Consider the following 15,085-nt stretch of genomic DNA (forward strand, 5'->3'; position numbering starts at 1 on the left):
TTACCTTGACCGTGCCCGCCATCGGCGGCGTCTTTATGTGTTCTTTATGCAGCGGGCTGGATTTCCGCATTGAGAGTTTAGCCGGGTCCTTCGATATCGGAAGCATGAGCCAGCTTCTCGATGAGGACCTTCCTTCAGTGAAGCATCCTGAAAGACAGCATGAATGGTTGGACGAATCCGGCGGACTGCCGGCTGTCGGCAACGTGCTGCCGGTGGTTCTCGGCCTCATCGGAATAGGCGTAGTTGTCTGTGCGATGTGGGCGCTGGGGCCGCCCGCCGGCGGCGAGGCCGGGGAAAAGCTGACTCCCTGCGTCGCAATCGCCGACGAGCACGCACGACTGGCTTGCTACGACCAGATCGCCGCTCTTCATCAGCCTGCAAGGGGCGCTTTTGCGCCTGCTCAAATCTTCCGCGAGGGATCGCAATGACCGAGACTGTCTCCACCGCAGCAGACTTGACCGCTCCTGAACCGCAGCAGCTGGCCGCGCACGAACATCCTCGCGCAGGGTTCTGGGCGCTCACGCTCGGGGCAATCGGCGTTGTCTACGGCGATATCGGAACCAGCCCGCTATACGCTCTTCGAGAGTCGGTCATGGCCGCCGTTGGCCCCAACGCCCCTGCCAGCGAAACGGTCGTACTCGGCATCCTCTCGTTGATCATCTGGGCGCTGCTTTTGGTGGTGACCGTCAAGTACGTCGTCATCCTGCTGCGTGCGGACAATAACGGGGAGGGGGGCACGCTCGCATTGATGGCGCTGGCAAATCGCGCCGTCGGTGGCAGTGGGCTCCTGGTGCTGCTCGGCATTATCAGCGGCGCGTTGTTCTATGGCGACGCGATGATCACGCCAGCACTCTCGGTGCTGTCGGCCATCGAGGGCCTGAAGCTGGCAACTCCGGCGTTCGAACCCTATGTCGTTGCGATCACGGCGCTCATTCTCGTCAGCCTGTTTGCCGTGCAATCGCGCGGCACGGCGAAAGTTGCGGCGTTTTTCGGACCGATCACGCTCATCTGGTTCACTGCTATCGCGGCCGCAGGCGTGCCGCAAATAGTGCGAAATCCCACGGTGCTGCTGGCCTTCAATCCGCTCCATGGTTTGAGCTTTCTGCTGACCCACGGCGTGATCGGATTCATGACACTGGGTGCGGTCTTTCTCGTTGTGACCGGGGCGGAGGCGCTCTATGCGGACCTTGGTCATTTTGGCAAGCGACCGATCCGTGCCGCATGGCTCGTCGTGGCGCTACCGGCGTTGACGATCAACTACCTTGGTCAGGGTGCGCTGGTGCTCGCGGACGCCAAGGCGATCGAGAACCCCTTTTTCCTGCTCTATCCGGAATGGGCCCTGCTGCCGATGATCGCTTTGGCGACAGCAGCGACGGTTATCGCCAGCCAGGCGGTCATCACGGGCGCTTATTCGATCACGCAACAGGCAATCCAACTCGGATTGTTGCCGCGCCTTGAAATCCGGCACACTTCGGAATCATTGATCGGCCAGATCTACATGCCGAAGGTCAATACGCTGCTGCTGATCGGCGTCTTGCTGCTCGTGGGGCTGTTTCGCTCTTCAAGCGCCCTGGCATCCGCTTACGGCATCGCCGTGACGGGGACCATGGTGGTCACGGCGATGATGGCCTTCGTGGTGATCTGGAAGGTCTGGCGCTGGTCGGCGGTCGCGGCCGGCGCGATCATCGCACCGCTTCTGGCGCTTGATCTGACGTTCCTTTCGGCGAATTTGCTGAAGGTGTTCGAAGGCGGCTGGATGCCGCTGGCGTTGGGGTCGGTGGTGATGCTGCTGATGTACACCTGGCGACGCGGCAGCCGGCTGCTGTTCGAGAAATCGCGCAAGCTGGAATTCCCGCTCGCCGATCTCGTGGCGATGCTGGAAAAGCGCCCGCCGCAGCGTGTCTCCGGCACAGCGGTATTCTTGACCTCCGACCGCGAGCGCGCGCCGACCGCGCTGATGCACAGCCTGAAGCACTACAAGGTGCTGCATGAGAAGAATGTTATCCTCACCATCGAAACCGCGCCGACGCCGCGGATCGACCCGGCCGAGCGGGTGCGGATGGAGCAGCTCAGCGAGACGTTCTCGCGGGTGACGCTGCGCTTCGGCTTCATGGAATCGCCCAACGTGCCCAAGGCGCTGGTAATCGCCCGCAAGCTCGGCTGGCAGTTCGACATCATGTCGACGTCGTTCTTCCTGTCGCGCCGCGCGCTCAAGCCTGCCGCCCATTCCGGCATGCCGCGCTGGCAGGATCTGCTGTTCATCCGCCTCAGCCGCTCCGCGAACGACGCCACGGACTATTTCCAGATCCCGACCGGGCGCGTGGTCGAGGTGGGGACGCAGGTCACGATTTGATAGGGCCCTGCGCCGCATGTGTGCCCACCAATACAAAGGCGCTCCGTCGGGAGCGTCTTTTGCATTTCTCGTAAGCCGTGATGCCGGCGGGAAACCCGCACGTCCCGGGTGCAGCGATCTGCGGGTCCGGTGCAGATGCGTCGCGTCGCTCGTCCGGGGACGTTTGCGTTCGCTCCCCAACCCGCGGACTAGTTGCCCAAACCGAGGCTTTGCAGGAACGTCGGTGGCTGGGGATTTTGCACAGACGGATCCGGTAATCGCGGGTCGGTTGCGGGCGAGACTTGTCCCCGTGCATCTTGCTCCTCGCGCGCCTTGGCTCGATGGTTTCGCTGGGCCCGGATTTCCGCGCGTGCATTTTGCACGGAGCGGACCCGCCGGTGCTTCTTCCGGGCCTGCGCCGGGGCCTCTTCAGTTACTCGCACGGGGGCGGGTTGGGCGGCTGCGGCCTTTGTCCGCGCCTCTTCCTCGTCCGCCCAAGCCTGGAATTGCTTGAACAAGGCCTCGGTGATGGGCTGGCCGACCTCGGCTTGGCTCTGCTGGGCAGCTTGGCCCTGTTCGGCAACCTGACTCTGCTGGGTAGGTTCCTGGCTCTGCTGGGCAGGTTCTTGGTGCTGCTCGGCAGCCGCCGCAATTTCCTCGCGCGTCGGCGTGTCGGTTGTCGTCGTCGTCAAATCCTGCGTGCTGGCGATTGCGATCGATTGAATTGCGCGCGCCGGCGGATCGGCTTCGGGCTGAACCGCCGGCTTGTCGCTCGCCCAATCCGTCAGGTTCGCAACCAGCGTTGCCGGATTGTCGATCGATAGAACGGCGATGCCGATCGCAGTCACGGCTGCGGCCGCGATACTCGCCTTGAGAATTCGGGACGAGATGATCGCGATGTCCTGGGCCTTTCCGATATCCGGCTGCCCGGTTTCTTCCGCAGGCTCGGAGAGAAAGATTGGAGGACGATCCGGCTGGAACCCATCGTTTGTCGCCATTTGAGTGATGCCGCCTCTTGTTGATGGCCTCCACGTACCTCGCCAGCGAGGTCTAAAAGCGACAATCGCCGCCACGATTTAGGAGAAGTCTTGGCTTCACTGAGATATTGGAACCGCATCCCACGATAAAAACAAAAGGCGCCCCGGATGGAGGCGCCCTTCGCGTCTTGTGTCAGCGTGTCGTCACTGGACCGTACGACGTGCGGGCGCACTCGCCGGCCGAAGCTCAAGCGTGGATACGCCTGCGGCAATATTCACGCCCGTCTGTCCTTGCATGGACACCGGCTGCATGATCACCCTGCGGTCCGAGCCTCCAACCAGGACGTTGGCACTCGCGCCGGCCCCGACCGTGCCGCCGGCGGTCGCACCCGTATAGGTTCCCGCCAACGCCGCCCGGCGCAGCGGGGGCGGCGCAAAAACAGCCCAGGCCATCCGGCCGGCGGAGGTGGCACCGATGTCGAGGCCGAGCGTGCTGACGGTGCCCTCGTAGGCCTCGCGCGCCCTACCTCTCGCCGATGCATAGATGCAGCTCAGTTGCCGCTGCCCCCCGATAACGAGGCCGACACCGGGCGATATGTTGCAGGTGAGCGTGCCGACCCTCGCCCGACCGGCGTCCTGAGCCGTGGCCGGAGTCAGGGCGAGGGCGAGCGCCAGAGCGGCGCATGTGGCTGCGAGACTATTCAACGTTGTTCTATTCGGAGTTGCTATGTTCATGGGCGTCCCTCCCTAGACGCATTCCGGGTGGAACCCCACAACGCGCCATGACATTGCGATGTTCCGGTTCCCCTTGTCATTCCGTGCGCCTTAAGCGCAGAAGCACCAGCCGCAAGAACAAAAAAGGCGCCCCGAATGGAGGCGCCTTTCGCATCTTGCGGCAGTGCTGTCGGCGGCGAGCCGCCGACAGTTCACTGCGAATAGTACATATCGAACTCGACCGGGTGCGGGGTCATCTCAAAACGTTCGACCTCGGTCATCTTCAGTTCGATGAAGCTGTCGATGAAGTCGTCGTCGAACACGCCGCCGTTCTTCAGGAACGCGCGGTCCTTGTCGAGGTTTTCCAGCGCCTCGCGCAAGCTACCGCACACCGTCGGGATCTGCTTCAGCTCTTCCTTCGGCAGATCGTAGAGGTCCTTGTCCATCGCCGGGCCCGGATCGATCTTGTTCTTGATGCCGTCGAGGCCGGCCATCAGCATCGCGGCGAAGCCGAGATAGGGATTGGCCATCGGGTCGGGGAAGCGGACTTCGACGCGCTTGGCCTTCGGGTTTGCCGTGTAGGGGATGCGGCAGGAGGCCGAACGGTTGCGCGCGGAGTAGGCGAGCAGCACGGGGGCTTCATAGCCCGGGACCAGGCGCTTGTAGGAGTTGGTCGACGGGTTGGTGAAGGCGTTGATCGCCTTGGCGTGCTTGATGATGCCGCCGATATAGTGGAGGCAGGTCTCCGACAGGTCGGCATATTTGTTGCCGGCGAACACCGGCTTGCCTTCCTTCCAGATCGACTGGTGGCAGTGCATGCCCGAGCCGTTGTCGCCATAGACCGGCTTCGGCATGAAGGTGGCGGTCTTGCCGTAGATGTGCGCGACCTGGTGGATGCAGTATTTGTAGATCTGCATCTGGTCGGCCATCAGGGTCATGGTGTCGAACTTCATGCCAAGCTCGTGCTGGGCGGAAGCGACCTCGTGGTGATGCTTCTCGACCTTGACGCCCATCTTGGCCATGGCGCCGAGCATTTCCGAGCGCATGTCCTGCACCGAGTCCTGCGGCGGCACCGGGAAGTAGCCGCCCTTGGTGCGGATGCGGTGGCCGAGGTTGCCGCCCTCATATTCAGTGTCCGAATTGGTCGGCAATTCCGACGAATCCAGCTTGAAGCCGGTGTTGTAGGGAGTGGTCTGGAAACGGACGTCGTCGAACACGAAGAACTCGGCCTCGGGGCCGAAGAACACGGTGTCGCCGACGCCCATCGACTTGACCATGGCTTCCGCCTTCTTGGCCATGCCGCGCGGATCGCGGTTGTAGGGCTCGCCTGTGGTCGGCTCGAGCACGTCGCAGATGATGACCATGGTGGTTTCGGCGAAGAACGGGTCGATCGTCGCGGTAACCGGATCGGGCATCAGGCACATGTCGGATTCGTTGATCGCCTTCCAGCCGGCAATCGAGGAACCGTCGAACATCTGGCCTTCGGCAAAGGTGTCCTCTTCGATCATGCTGACGTCGAAGGTCACGTGCTGCCACTTGCCGCGCGGATCGGTGAAGCGCAGATCGACGTATTTTACGTCGTTGTCCTTGATCGACTTCATGACGTCTTTGGCGGTCTTCATGAGTACCCCTTTTGGCTACGGACGGTTTCCAGGACGCGACATTTCGCAGACGATCGCAACAGATGCCGCGAAGGAAATCGGGCTGCGGGAGCAGCCCTTTTCTTGATTTTTAGCCGCAAAATTCGGATACCACCGCCCTTAGATAGCGTCCAGCCCGGATTCGCCGGTTCTGATCCGGATCGCTTCCTCGATGTTCGAGACGAAGATTTTGCCGTCGCCGATGCGCCCGGTCTGGGCGGCACGGCGGATCGCATCGATCGCCTTCTCGACCAATTCGTCCGAAATCACGATCTCGATCTTCACCTTGGGCAGGAAGTCGACGATGTATTCCGCACCGCGATAGAGCTCGGCGTGGCCCTTCTGCCGGCCGAAGCCCTTGGCTTCGGTCACCGTGATGCCCTGCAGTCCAACTTCCTGAAGCGCCTCTTTCACCTCGTCGAGCTTGAATGGCTTGATGATGGCTTCAATCTTCTTCACTGAGCGCCTCCCGGGCATTTCCAAAATTGCAGATAGGTCGATGTCGCAGCCTGGTGAACTTTCCCTGGCGCTGTCTGGTTTGATCCTTGCATCCCGGAAAGCCGGAAATGATCCAGCAAAACCGGAATTGCTCATTCTCGCTGCTCACTTGCGACGATCTTGAGCTCGGTACTCCAACCGGCTTCCTCAAAAGCAGGGTCTATGCCAAGTTGTTAATGCGTCTGATTTCGGAACGTTATCAGACTTTTAACAGGCAAGTGGAAGAGGTCGGGCCGGCCAACGCATGATAGCGAAGCTTATAAAATAGGCAAATCGATCAATTCATGTGCAGCCAAGGACGGAGCAAGCCGCTAACACGGCGAAATGTGCCTCTGTAAAAGGCTGACGGATCGAGGATTCGGCATGGAAGTGTTGACCACGACGGAGATGGAGCGCGCCGACGAGCTGACAATCGCCGCCGGCACGCCCGGCTTTGCGCTGATGATGAGCGCGGGTCAGGCGGTGGCGGAAGCCGCGATGGACCTCGTCGAGGAGGGGCCGATCGTGGTGGTCGCCGGCCGCGGCAACAATGGCGGCGACGGCTTTGTCGCCGCGGCCGAGCTGGCCGCGCGCGGCCGCGACGTCTCGGTCATTCTCCTGTGCGAACGCGACAGCCTGCAGGGCGATGCGGCGCTCGCTGCACGCGGCTGGAAATATCCGGTGCTGCCGTTCAACCCACAGGCGATCGGCAAGCCGGCGCTGATCATCGACGCGCTGTTCGGCGCCGGGCTCAACCGGCCCGTGAAGGGCGATCCGCTCGAAATGATCGAGGCGATCAACGCCAACGGCGCGCCGGTGCTTGCCGTCGACCTGCCGAGCGGGATCAACGGCACCTCGGGCGCGGCGATGGGGGCTGCGATTAATGCCGCGGAGACCGTGACCTTCTTTCGCCGCAAGCCCGCGCATCTTCTGATGCCGGGACGAAAACATTGCGGCCGCGTGCGCGTCGCCGATATCGGCATCGATCCGCGCGTGCTGGAAGAGATCCGGCCGCAGACGTTCGAGAACGTCCCGGACACCTGGCAAAAATCCTTCCCGGTGCCTGATATCGATGGGCATAAATATGCCCGCGGCCATACTGTCGTGCTGTCGGGCGGGCTGGCCTCGACCGGCGCGGCGCGGCTGGCGGCGCGCGGGGCGCTACGGGCAGGGGCGGGGCTCGTGACCGTGGCCTCGCCGCGCGATGCGCTCGCCGTGAACGCCATGTCACTGACGGCGGTGATGGTTCGCGCCTTCGACACCGTGGTGGAGTTCGCCGAACTGGTCGGCGACCGGCGGCTCAATTCCATTGTGCTCGGGCCGGGTGCCGGCATCACCGAGCGCACGCGCGACCTCGTGCATACCGCACTGTCGACCAAACGCGGCCTCGTGCTCGACGCCGACGCGCTGACGAGTTTTGCCGAGGCGCCGGAGCGGCTGTTCGAACAGATCAAGGCGAGCGAGGACGCACAGGTCGTCCTCACCCCGCATGAGGGCGAGTTTCCGCGTCTGTTCAGCGATATCAGCAACAAGCATCCGGGCCGCTCCAAGCTGGAGCGGGTGCGCGACGCCGCCCAGCGCGCCGGCGCGGTGGTGCTGCTGAAGGGGCCGGATACGGTGGTGGCCTCGCCCGACGGCCGTGCGGCGATCGCCGCCAACGCACCGCCCTGGCTTGCGACCGCCGGCGCCGGCGACGTGCTGGCCGGAATGATCGCAGGGATGCTGGCGCAGGGCGTGCCGGCCTATGAGGCCGCGTGCATCGGCGTCTGGATGCACGGCGAAGCCGGCCGTGAGGCGGGACCGGGCCTGATCGCGGAAGACCTTTCCGAAACGCTGCCCGCCGTGTTCCGACGGCTCTATGACGAGTTCGGGATTGAGTATTAGTTGCTGCGTTCCCCGGATGCTGCGCAGCGCGCCGCTTGCGGCGTGATGAGCTGCTGATCCGGGGTCCACGAGTTGTCGCGTCATGTCAGGTCCCGGCTCTGCGGAGCAGCGTTTCACGCTGCACCGCGTCCGGGACACGAGACAGCGTCAGTACAAGCTCAGGTACTTCGCGACCGTCGCCTCATTCCATTCCAGCCCGAGGCCTGGGCCCCGCGCGGTCACCGTGCCATCGACGATCTCGGCGGGCTTGGCGAGGATGACGCTGGCGAAATCGAGATATTCGAGCCAATGCGCGGTCGGCGTCACCGCCAGCATGTGGGCGCTGGCTTCGGCAAACAGATGGCTCGACATCGGGATGTTGGCGGCTTGCGCTTGCGCGGCGACGGCAAGCCAGCCGGTGATGCCGCCGCACTTCATCAGGTCGGGCATGATGAAGTCGCTGGCGCCTAGCGCGATCGCTTCGGCGAAGCCGCGCGGGAACCACCAGTTTTCGCCGGCCTGGATCGGCGTCGGCGAGGTCGCGCGCACCCTGGCGTGGCCTGAGAGATTTTCCTGCGGTACCGGCTCTTCGATCCAGTGCAGATCGTAAGGCGCGAGGCGCGCGATACGGCGTGTCGCCTCCGCTGTAGCGAGCGACTGGTTGAAGTCGATCATCAGCGCGACGTCAGGGCCGATCAGCGCGCGCACGCCCTTGACGACGCGCTCGTCATTGGCGGCATCGCCGTCGCCGCCCTTGATCTTGATGCCGCGAAAACCCTGTTCGAGGGAGCGGCGCAGCGCGCGCTCGTCGGTGACCGGATCAACCACGCCATAGCTGTCATAGGCCGGAATCGGCTTTGGCGAACCGCCGAGCAATTCAACCACCGGTTTGCCGGCGATTTGTCCGAGCGCATCCCAATAGGCCATGTCGAGGCCGGATACCGCCATGCCGACCAGGCCCTGCCAGCCGAGCAGTCGGAACTTTGCATCCATCGCCGCCATCAGATCGTAGGGCACGAGAGGCTTGCCAACCAGCTCGCGCCCGATGTCCTCGAGCAGATGCACCAATGGCGCCAGTGTGATCTTGGCGTAGGCGAAGATGTAGGAGTGGCCGGTAACGCCCTGATCGGTTTCGACGTCGATCAGGACCAGCGGCCCGGCATCGATCACGCCAAACGCGTTCTTGACGGGACGCTTGAGCGGAACGACGACGCCGCGTGCCTTGACGCCGCGGATGGCGGGGACCGGTTTACTCATTTTGTTTCCTCATTCGACAGCATACCATCGCACGAAGCGCGGTGCGGCCCAATCGGTCGCAACGGATTCGATCAGCCAGTGCCCGGCATGTTCGGCCGCAAAGGCGATGCGGTGGGTCTGACCGGGCTCGATTGCCAGCGTATCCAGCCAAAACGGCTTCCAGCCGTCGTCGAGTTTGTCGAGCAGGCGGAAATGATGGCCATGCAGACGGAAGACGGTTGCGACGTCGGTGCGATTGGTCAGTGCCAGCACGACAATACGGCCCGCCTTGACGCGGAAGGCCGGCTGTGGCGACGCGGCAAGGCTTGCAATCACAGTCCACTCAGGCCCGCTCAACGCGATATCGGCGCGGAGAGCGTCCTTGAGATCAAGCCGCGCCGGCAGCCCGTTTGACGACAGGGGCGAAGGAGGCGGTAGCGGTGCCGCACGCGCCGGCGCCTCGCTCGACACGATGATAGAGCCGACGGTCCGGGCTTGCCGCCCATCGTGCAGGAGGATCTTGAGCTGTGTGCCTGGCTGTCCCGTCACGTCGACAAAAGCGTCGACCCGGCTGCCCGGTGCCAGCACCAGCGCGCCGTTGCGGGCCAGGAATGGCTCGGCGGGCTGGCTGTCGATCGCCATGACGGTGACGTCAACGGACTCCAGTTTCACGGCGACGACCGTGCGCCGGCTGCCATTGACGAAGCGAAGTCTCAAGCGCTCATTGGATCGGGCTGCGACGTCCAGTGAGGGTTTCCCATTGAGTGTGTAGAAAACCGTGGTTTCGGTCGGGTCTGTGCCGGGCACGGCGGCGGTCGCATCCGCCCGTAACCGCCATTCCTCGAGCAAAAGCACCTCGTCGTGATCGACGCTGACGGGCTCGTTTTCGGCGACCACCACGGGCTGGCCTCGGGCCGGTCGAGCGTTTTGGTTGGCGAACACGCTCATGTCGCACAGGAAGGTCCCGGCGTGGCGCAATGGAATCCGGACGTTTTCCCAGCCTGAAGCGGCCAGCAGTCGGCGGCCGGCGAGCAGCTCGATGGCAGGAACGCCGTCGATCCCGCGCCAATCGAGGCCCACCGGGACGGTTAGCTCATTGGCGAATTCGACCTGAAGATTTTCGCCGCGGCGAAAGCGTAGCTCCGGAGCCGCGAGCATCCAGACCGGCGTTTCCGGACCTTCGGAACGGAGCTTGAGGGCGCCCTCGCGGGCCTGGATCGCGACCGCCGGGCGCCCTTGCGCGGCGCTGCCGCCCGGCAGCATCAGGCCGAGTGAGGCAGCTCCAAACCCCGCCATCAATGCACGCCGATCCATCCGAAAACTCCCTTGCCATGAGGCCGATCCGGACCATTTCTAACGTAAGGTGTCCAGTTGCGGCGGTTTGGCCCAATGCGACGGGGATGCGCCATTTTTTTGCTGCGAAGGCGCGGCCCCATGCTATAAGCCGCCGCCCGCGGGCATCGCGGCCGGGCCTATGATGCACTTCACGCGGGCGTGGCGGAACTGGTAGACGCGCTGGATTTAGGTTCCAGTGACGAAAGTTGTGGGGGTTCGAGTCCCTCCGCCCGCACCAAGCGCTCTATCCAAGCGTTTGCATGACTATTCCTGGAGGGCCCGCTCCCCATTGGGGGAGCCAAGGCTCGCCGAACCACCGGCGTCAGGCTCAAAAGGCCACGCCTCTGACATTTGAACACTGCCGGGCTGCGTCCAGCCCGGCGCAAGCGGAAGAAGATTGATACCATGCAGGTCACCGAAACCCTCGCCGAGGGATTGAAGCACGAGTTCAAGGTCAGCGTTCCCGCATCGGATCTCGACGCCAAGGCCGATGCCAAGCTGGTCGATCTCAAGGACAAGGTGCGCCTCAACGGCTTCCGTCCCGGCAAGGTGCCGGTCGCCCACCTCAAGAAGGTGTATGGCCGCTCCGTGATGGCCGAGACCATCGACCAGACCATCCGCGACACCAACACCCAGATCTTCACCGACCGCGGCTTCCGTCTCGCCACCGAGCCGAAGATCACCATGCCGACCGAGACCAAAGAGGTCGAGGAGCTGCTCGCCGGCAAGACGGATTTGACTTACACGGTCGCGATCGAGGTGGTGCCGACCATCCAGCTCGCCGATTTCAAGACCTTCTCGGTCGAGAAGCCGGTGGTCGACGTGACCGACGCCGAAGTCGATGAGGCGATCAAGCGGATCGCCGATCAGAACCGCCCCTATGCGGCGAAGGCGGAGGGCGCCAAGGCCGAGAAGGGCGACCGCGTCACCATCAACTTCAAGGGCACCATCGATGGCGTGGCGTTCGACGGCGGCACCGGCGAGGGCATCCAGGTCGTGATCGGCGCCGGCCAGTTCATTCCCGGTTTTGAGGAGCAGCTCGAAGGCATTGGCGCCGGCGAGACCCGCGCGCTGAAGGTGTCATTCCCGAAGAACTACGCCAGCGAGAAGCTCGCGGGACAGCCGGCCGAGTTCGAGACAACCGCAACCGCAATCGAAGCGCCGGGCGAAACCAAGATTGATGACGAGTTCGCCAAGACGCTCGGCCTTGAATCGCTCGACAAGCTGAAGGAAGCCGCGCGCGAGCGTCTGGTCGCCGAGTTCGCCGGCGCGACGCGCCAGCGCGTCAAGCGCGCGCTGCTTGATCGTCTTGACGACAGCCACAAGTTCGAGGCGCCGCCCTCGCTGATCGAGGAAGAGTTCAGCCTGATGTGGAACTCGATCAAGGCCGAGATGGAATCTTCCGGCAAGACCTTTGCCGATGAGAACACCACCGAGGACGCGGCCAAGGAAGAATACCGCAAGATCGCCGATCGCCGCGTGCGGCTCGGCCTCGTGCTCTCGGAGATCGGCGAGAAGAACAAGATCACCGTGACCGATGACGAAGTCGGCCGCGCGGTGATCGAGCGGGCCCGTTCGATGCCCGGCCGCGAGAAGGAAGTCTGGGATTACTATCGCAACAATGCCAATGCGCTGGCTCAGCTTCGTGCGCCGATTTATGAAGACAAGGTCGTCGATTTCATTCTCGAGCTCGCCAATGTGACCGAGAAGAAGGTCTCGCGCGAGGACCTGTTCAAGGACGACGACGCCGACGAGAAGAGCGCAGCCTGATCGATCTGGCCAGGCGGATGTTAACGATGAACGCCGAAAGCGGCGGGACCCGGCATCCGCCGCTATGAGATCGCCTGCGAATCAGCTTGAACTCGGCTCAATCGGCTCTCGATTGGCCGGTCTTGTCGCCGGGAAATTGGCGCATATCTGTGAGCGGCTCGCGAAAGCGGGCTGTGAGTTGAAGTCCTGCATCACGGGACGTTCGTCCGCGCACGGCAATCATGCCGCCTGGCCTGCCTTGCCGATGGATGTTCGCCTCCGTCCAGTCCCTACCTAACCCTTGGGGTAACCAATGCGCGATCCCGTTGAAACCTACATGAATCTCGTTCCGATGGTGGTCGAGCAGACCAACCGCGGTGAACGCGCCTACGACATTTTCTCGCGCCTCTTGAAGGAACGCATCATCTTCGTAACCGGCCCGGTCGAAGACGGCATGTCGACGCTGGTTGTCGCGCAGCTTCTGTTCCTGGAAGCCGACAATCCGAAGAAGGAAATCTCGATGTACATCAACTCGCCCGGCGGCGTGGTGACATCGGGGCTTGCGATCTACGACACGATGCAGTTCATCCGTCCCGCGGTATCGACGCTGTGCACGGGGCAGGCGGCCTCGATGGGTTCGCTGCTGCTGGCGGCCGGCGAAAAGGACATGCGCTTCACGCTGCCGAACTCGCGCATCATGGTGCATCAGCCGTCCGGCGGCTTCCAGGGCCAGGCCACCGACATCATGCTGCACGCGCAGGAGATCTTGAATCTCAAGAAGCGCCTCAACGAGATCTACGTGAAGCACACCGGCCAGCCCTACAAGGCGATCGAGGATGCGCTCGAGCGCGACAAATTCCTCACCGCCGAGATGGCCCGCGACTTCGGCCTCGTCGACAAGGTGATCGACAAGCGTCCCGAAGAGGCGACGCCAGCGAAAGTTTAGTGAAGGGAAAACCCCGTAAGGTAACGGGTTGCGACACCCCGCATTGACCTTAATGGCTGGTTGAATCGGCAATTTCGGCCGAAAGCGCACGGCTATGCCCCCGCATGGGCTGAAAGTTCCGCTTTCGTGCCGGTTTTGCCGCGTGGCAATACCGCAACGCTCGGTCGATTTCGTGAACTTCGGCCCGTGCGAATGCCACAAATCACGGTATTGTCACGGGTAGCCATTCCGGCCCCGATTAGCGAATTCTTGATAGTCGGGTGTCAGCATGGTTGGCTGTGTGAACTGGGTTAAGATCGCGGGGGATTTGAGAAGCCGTGATTCGCACGGTGGGTAATTGAGTTAGGGTCTTTTCTGGTACGGAATTTGCTCTATCTACCTTCAGGTCCGGTAAAGTGCCGGAATGGGTCGATCGGGTAACGGATCGAACGGCGGACGGAGACAGGAATGAGTAAGGTTGGCACGAGCGACTCCAAGAACACGCTGTATTGCTCGTTCTGTGGAAAGAGCCAGCACGAAGTCCGCAAACTCATCGCAGGTCCAACCGTTTTCATCTGCGACGAATGCGTTGAACTTTGCATGGACATCATCCGTGAGGAGAACAAGTCCTCGCTGGTGAAGTCGCGCGACGGCATCCCGACGCCGAAGGAAATCTGCAAGGTGTTGGACGATTACGTGATCGGCCAGAACCATGCCAAGAAGGTGCTGTCGGTCGCCGTTCACAACCACTACAAGCGGCTCAATCACCAGACCAAGCACAACGACGTCGAGCTTGCGAAGTCGAACATCCTGCTGATCGGTCCGACCGGTTCGGGCAAGACGCTGCTGGCGCAGACGCTGGCGCGGATTCTCGACGTGCCGTTCACAATGGCGGATGCGACGACGCTGACCGAAGCCGGCTATGTCGGCGAGGACGTCGAGAACATCATCCTCAAGCTGCTGCAGTCGGCCGACTACAATGTCGAGCGCGCGCAGCGCGGCATCGTCTATATCGACGAAATCGACAAGATCAGCCGCAAGTCCGACAATCCCTCGATCACCCGCGACGTGTCGGGCGAGGGTGTGCAGCAGGCGCTCTTGAAGATCATGGAAGGCACGGTTGCTTCGGTGCCGCCGCAGGGCGGCCGCAAGCATCCGCAGCAGGAGTTCCTGCAGGTCGACACGACGAACATCCTGTTCATCTGCGGTGGCGCGTTCTCGGGGCTGGAGAAGATTATCTCCGCGCGCGGCCGTTCGACCTCGATCGGTTTCGCCGCCCAGGTGCTGGCGCCGGAGGATCGTCGTACCGGTGAAATCTTCCGTCACGTCGAGCCGGAAGACCTCCTGAAGTACGGCCTGATCCCGGAATTCGTCGGTCGTTTGCCTGTGGTTGCGACCCTGGAGGACCTCGACGAGAATTCGCTGAAGAAGATCCTGGTCGAGCCGAAGAACGCGCTGGTGAAACAATACCAGCGGCTGTTCGAAATGGAGAACATCGAGCTCACGTTCGCCGACGAGGCGCTTGGCGCGGTCGCCCGCAAGGCGATCGAGCGCAAGACCGGCGCGCGCGGATTGCGCTCGATTCTCGAGGCCATCCTGCTCGAGACCATGTTCGATCTGCCAGGCCTGGAAGGCGTCGAAGAGGTCGTGATCTCGCGCGAAGTGGTCGAAGGAACCGCCCGTCCGCTCTACATCTATGCGGATCGTTCGGACCGCGCCGTCGAGAGCAGCGCCAGCGCCTGAGCGCGCTCGCCAAAAGTTGTGTGAATAAAGCGGCCGCCGGACCTTCCGGCGGCCGTTTTGTTGCCGGTATTCCACACGGGTTTGGCCCGAAATA

13 protein-coding genes and 1 tRNA gene are annotated in these 15,085 nt (G+C 62.8%); 8 read left to right on the forward strand and 6 right to left on the reverse strand.

All coding sequences use genetic code 11. The features are described from left to right. The first annotated feature begins 5 nt into the window (after positions 1-5). Positions 6-428: a hypothetical protein gene (locus QA643_RS18660; RefSeq protein ID WP_283034537.1), complete on the forward strand. Its 423-nt coding sequence runs from the start codon at positions 6-8 to the stop codon at positions 426-428. Positions 429-454: 26 nt separating this feature from the next. Then, positions 455-2,353 carry a potassium transporter Kup gene (locus QA643_RS18665; protein WP_349253290.1) on the forward strand — a complete coding sequence of 633 codons (1,899 nt, stop codon included), beginning with the start codon at positions 455-457 and terminating at the stop codon, positions 2,351-2,353. A 188-nt stretch (positions 2,354-2,541) separates the two neighbouring features. On the opposite strand, the gene QA643_RS18670 is transcribed toward QA643_RS18665, so the two are convergent. The 4 genes from QA643_RS18670 to QA643_RS18685 form a co-directional block, all read right to left on the reverse strand. Then, positions 2,542-3,330, reverse strand: a complete 789-nt coding sequence (locus QA643_RS18670) for a hypothetical protein (protein WP_283034539.1) — start codon at positions 3,328-3,330, stop codon at positions 2,542-2,544. A gap of 183 nt (positions 3,331-3,513) precedes the next feature. Then, positions 3,514-4,044: a DUF992 domain-containing protein gene (locus QA643_RS18675; RefSeq protein ID WP_283034540.1), complete on the reverse strand. Its 531-nt coding sequence runs from the start codon at positions 4,042-4,044 to the stop codon at positions 3,514-3,516. A 191-nt stretch (positions 4,045-4,235) separates the two neighbouring features. Beyond that, positions 4,236-5,645 carry a type I glutamate--ammonia ligase gene (gene glnA, locus QA643_RS18680; protein ID WP_283034541.1) on the reverse strand — a complete coding sequence of 470 codons (1,410 nt, stop codon included), beginning with the start codon at positions 5,643-5,645 and terminating at the stop codon, positions 4,236-4,238. Positions 5,646-5,783: 138 nt separating this feature from the next. After that, positions 5,784-6,122 (reverse strand): P-II family nitrogen regulator, encoded by a 339-nt coding sequence (locus QA643_RS18685; protein WP_027537227.1) that lies wholly within the window; start codon positions 6,120-6,122, stop codon positions 5,784-5,786. Between the two features lie 107 nt (positions 6,123-6,229). On the opposite strand from QA643_RS18685, the gene QA643_RS18690 reads away from it, so the two are divergent. Then, positions 6,230-6,409 carry a hypothetical protein gene (locus tag QA643_RS18690; protein ID WP_283034542.1) on the forward strand — a complete coding sequence of 60 codons (180 nt, stop codon included), beginning with the start codon at positions 6,230-6,232 and terminating at the stop codon, positions 6,407-6,409. 115 nt (positions 6,410-6,524) lie between these two features. Then, entirely contained in the window at positions 6,525-8,024 is a 1,500-nt protein-coding gene (locus tag QA643_RS18695) for an NAD(P)H-hydrate dehydratase (RefSeq protein ID WP_283034543.1), read from the forward strand. 147 nt (positions 8,025-8,171) lie between these two features. Here the strand turns inward: QA643_RS18695 and QA643_RS18700 are convergent, their stop codons facing one another. Both QA643_RS18700 and QA643_RS18705 read right to left on the reverse strand, forming a co-directional pair. Continuing rightward, on the reverse strand, positions 8,172-9,260 hold the full coding sequence (locus QA643_RS18700) for an enolase C-terminal domain-like protein (RefSeq protein ID WP_283034544.1): 1,089 nt from the start codon (positions 9,258-9,260) through the stop codon (positions 8,172-8,174). A 9-nt stretch (positions 9,261-9,269) separates the two neighbouring features. After that, positions 9,270-10,502, reverse strand: coding sequence for a multicopper oxidase domain-containing protein (locus tag QA643_RS18705; protein ID WP_283034545.1), 1,233 nt, complete (start codon positions 10,500-10,502; stop codon positions 9,270-9,272). 225 nt (positions 10,503-10,727) lie between these two features. Here QA643_RS18705 and QA643_RS18710 point away from each other — a divergent pair. The 4 genes from QA643_RS18710 (at position 10,728) to clpX (ending at position 14,991) form a co-directional block, all read left to right on the forward strand. Continuing rightward, a tRNA-Leu gene (locus tag QA643_RS18710) sits at positions 10,728-10,812 on the forward strand. A gap of 167 nt (positions 10,813-10,979) precedes the next feature. Continuing rightward, positions 10,980-12,344 (forward strand): trigger factor, encoded by a 1,365-nt coding sequence (tig, locus tag QA643_RS18715; RefSeq protein WP_283034546.1) that lies wholly within the window; start codon positions 10,980-10,982, stop codon positions 12,342-12,344. Positions 12,345-12,636: 292 nt separating this feature from the next. After that, the gene (locus tag QA643_RS18720) at positions 12,637-13,269 is read left to right on the forward strand and encodes an ATP-dependent Clp protease proteolytic subunit (RefSeq protein ID WP_283034547.1); all 633 of its coding nucleotides are present in this window, start codon (positions 12,637-12,639) and stop codon (positions 13,267-13,269) included. 447 nt (positions 13,270-13,716) lie between these two features. Next, a complete protein-coding gene (clpX, locus tag QA643_RS18725) occupies positions 13,717-14,991 on the forward strand; it encodes an ATP-dependent Clp protease ATP-binding subunit ClpX (RefSeq protein WP_283034548.1) in 1,275 nt (424 codons plus the stop codon). Positions 14,992-15,085 lie beyond the last annotated feature (94 nt).

Origin of the sequence: Bradyrhizobium sp. CB3481 (assembly GCF_029714305.1) — a bacterium.
GTDB lineage: Bacteria > Pseudomonadota > Alphaproteobacteria > Rhizobiales > Xanthobacteraceae > Bradyrhizobium.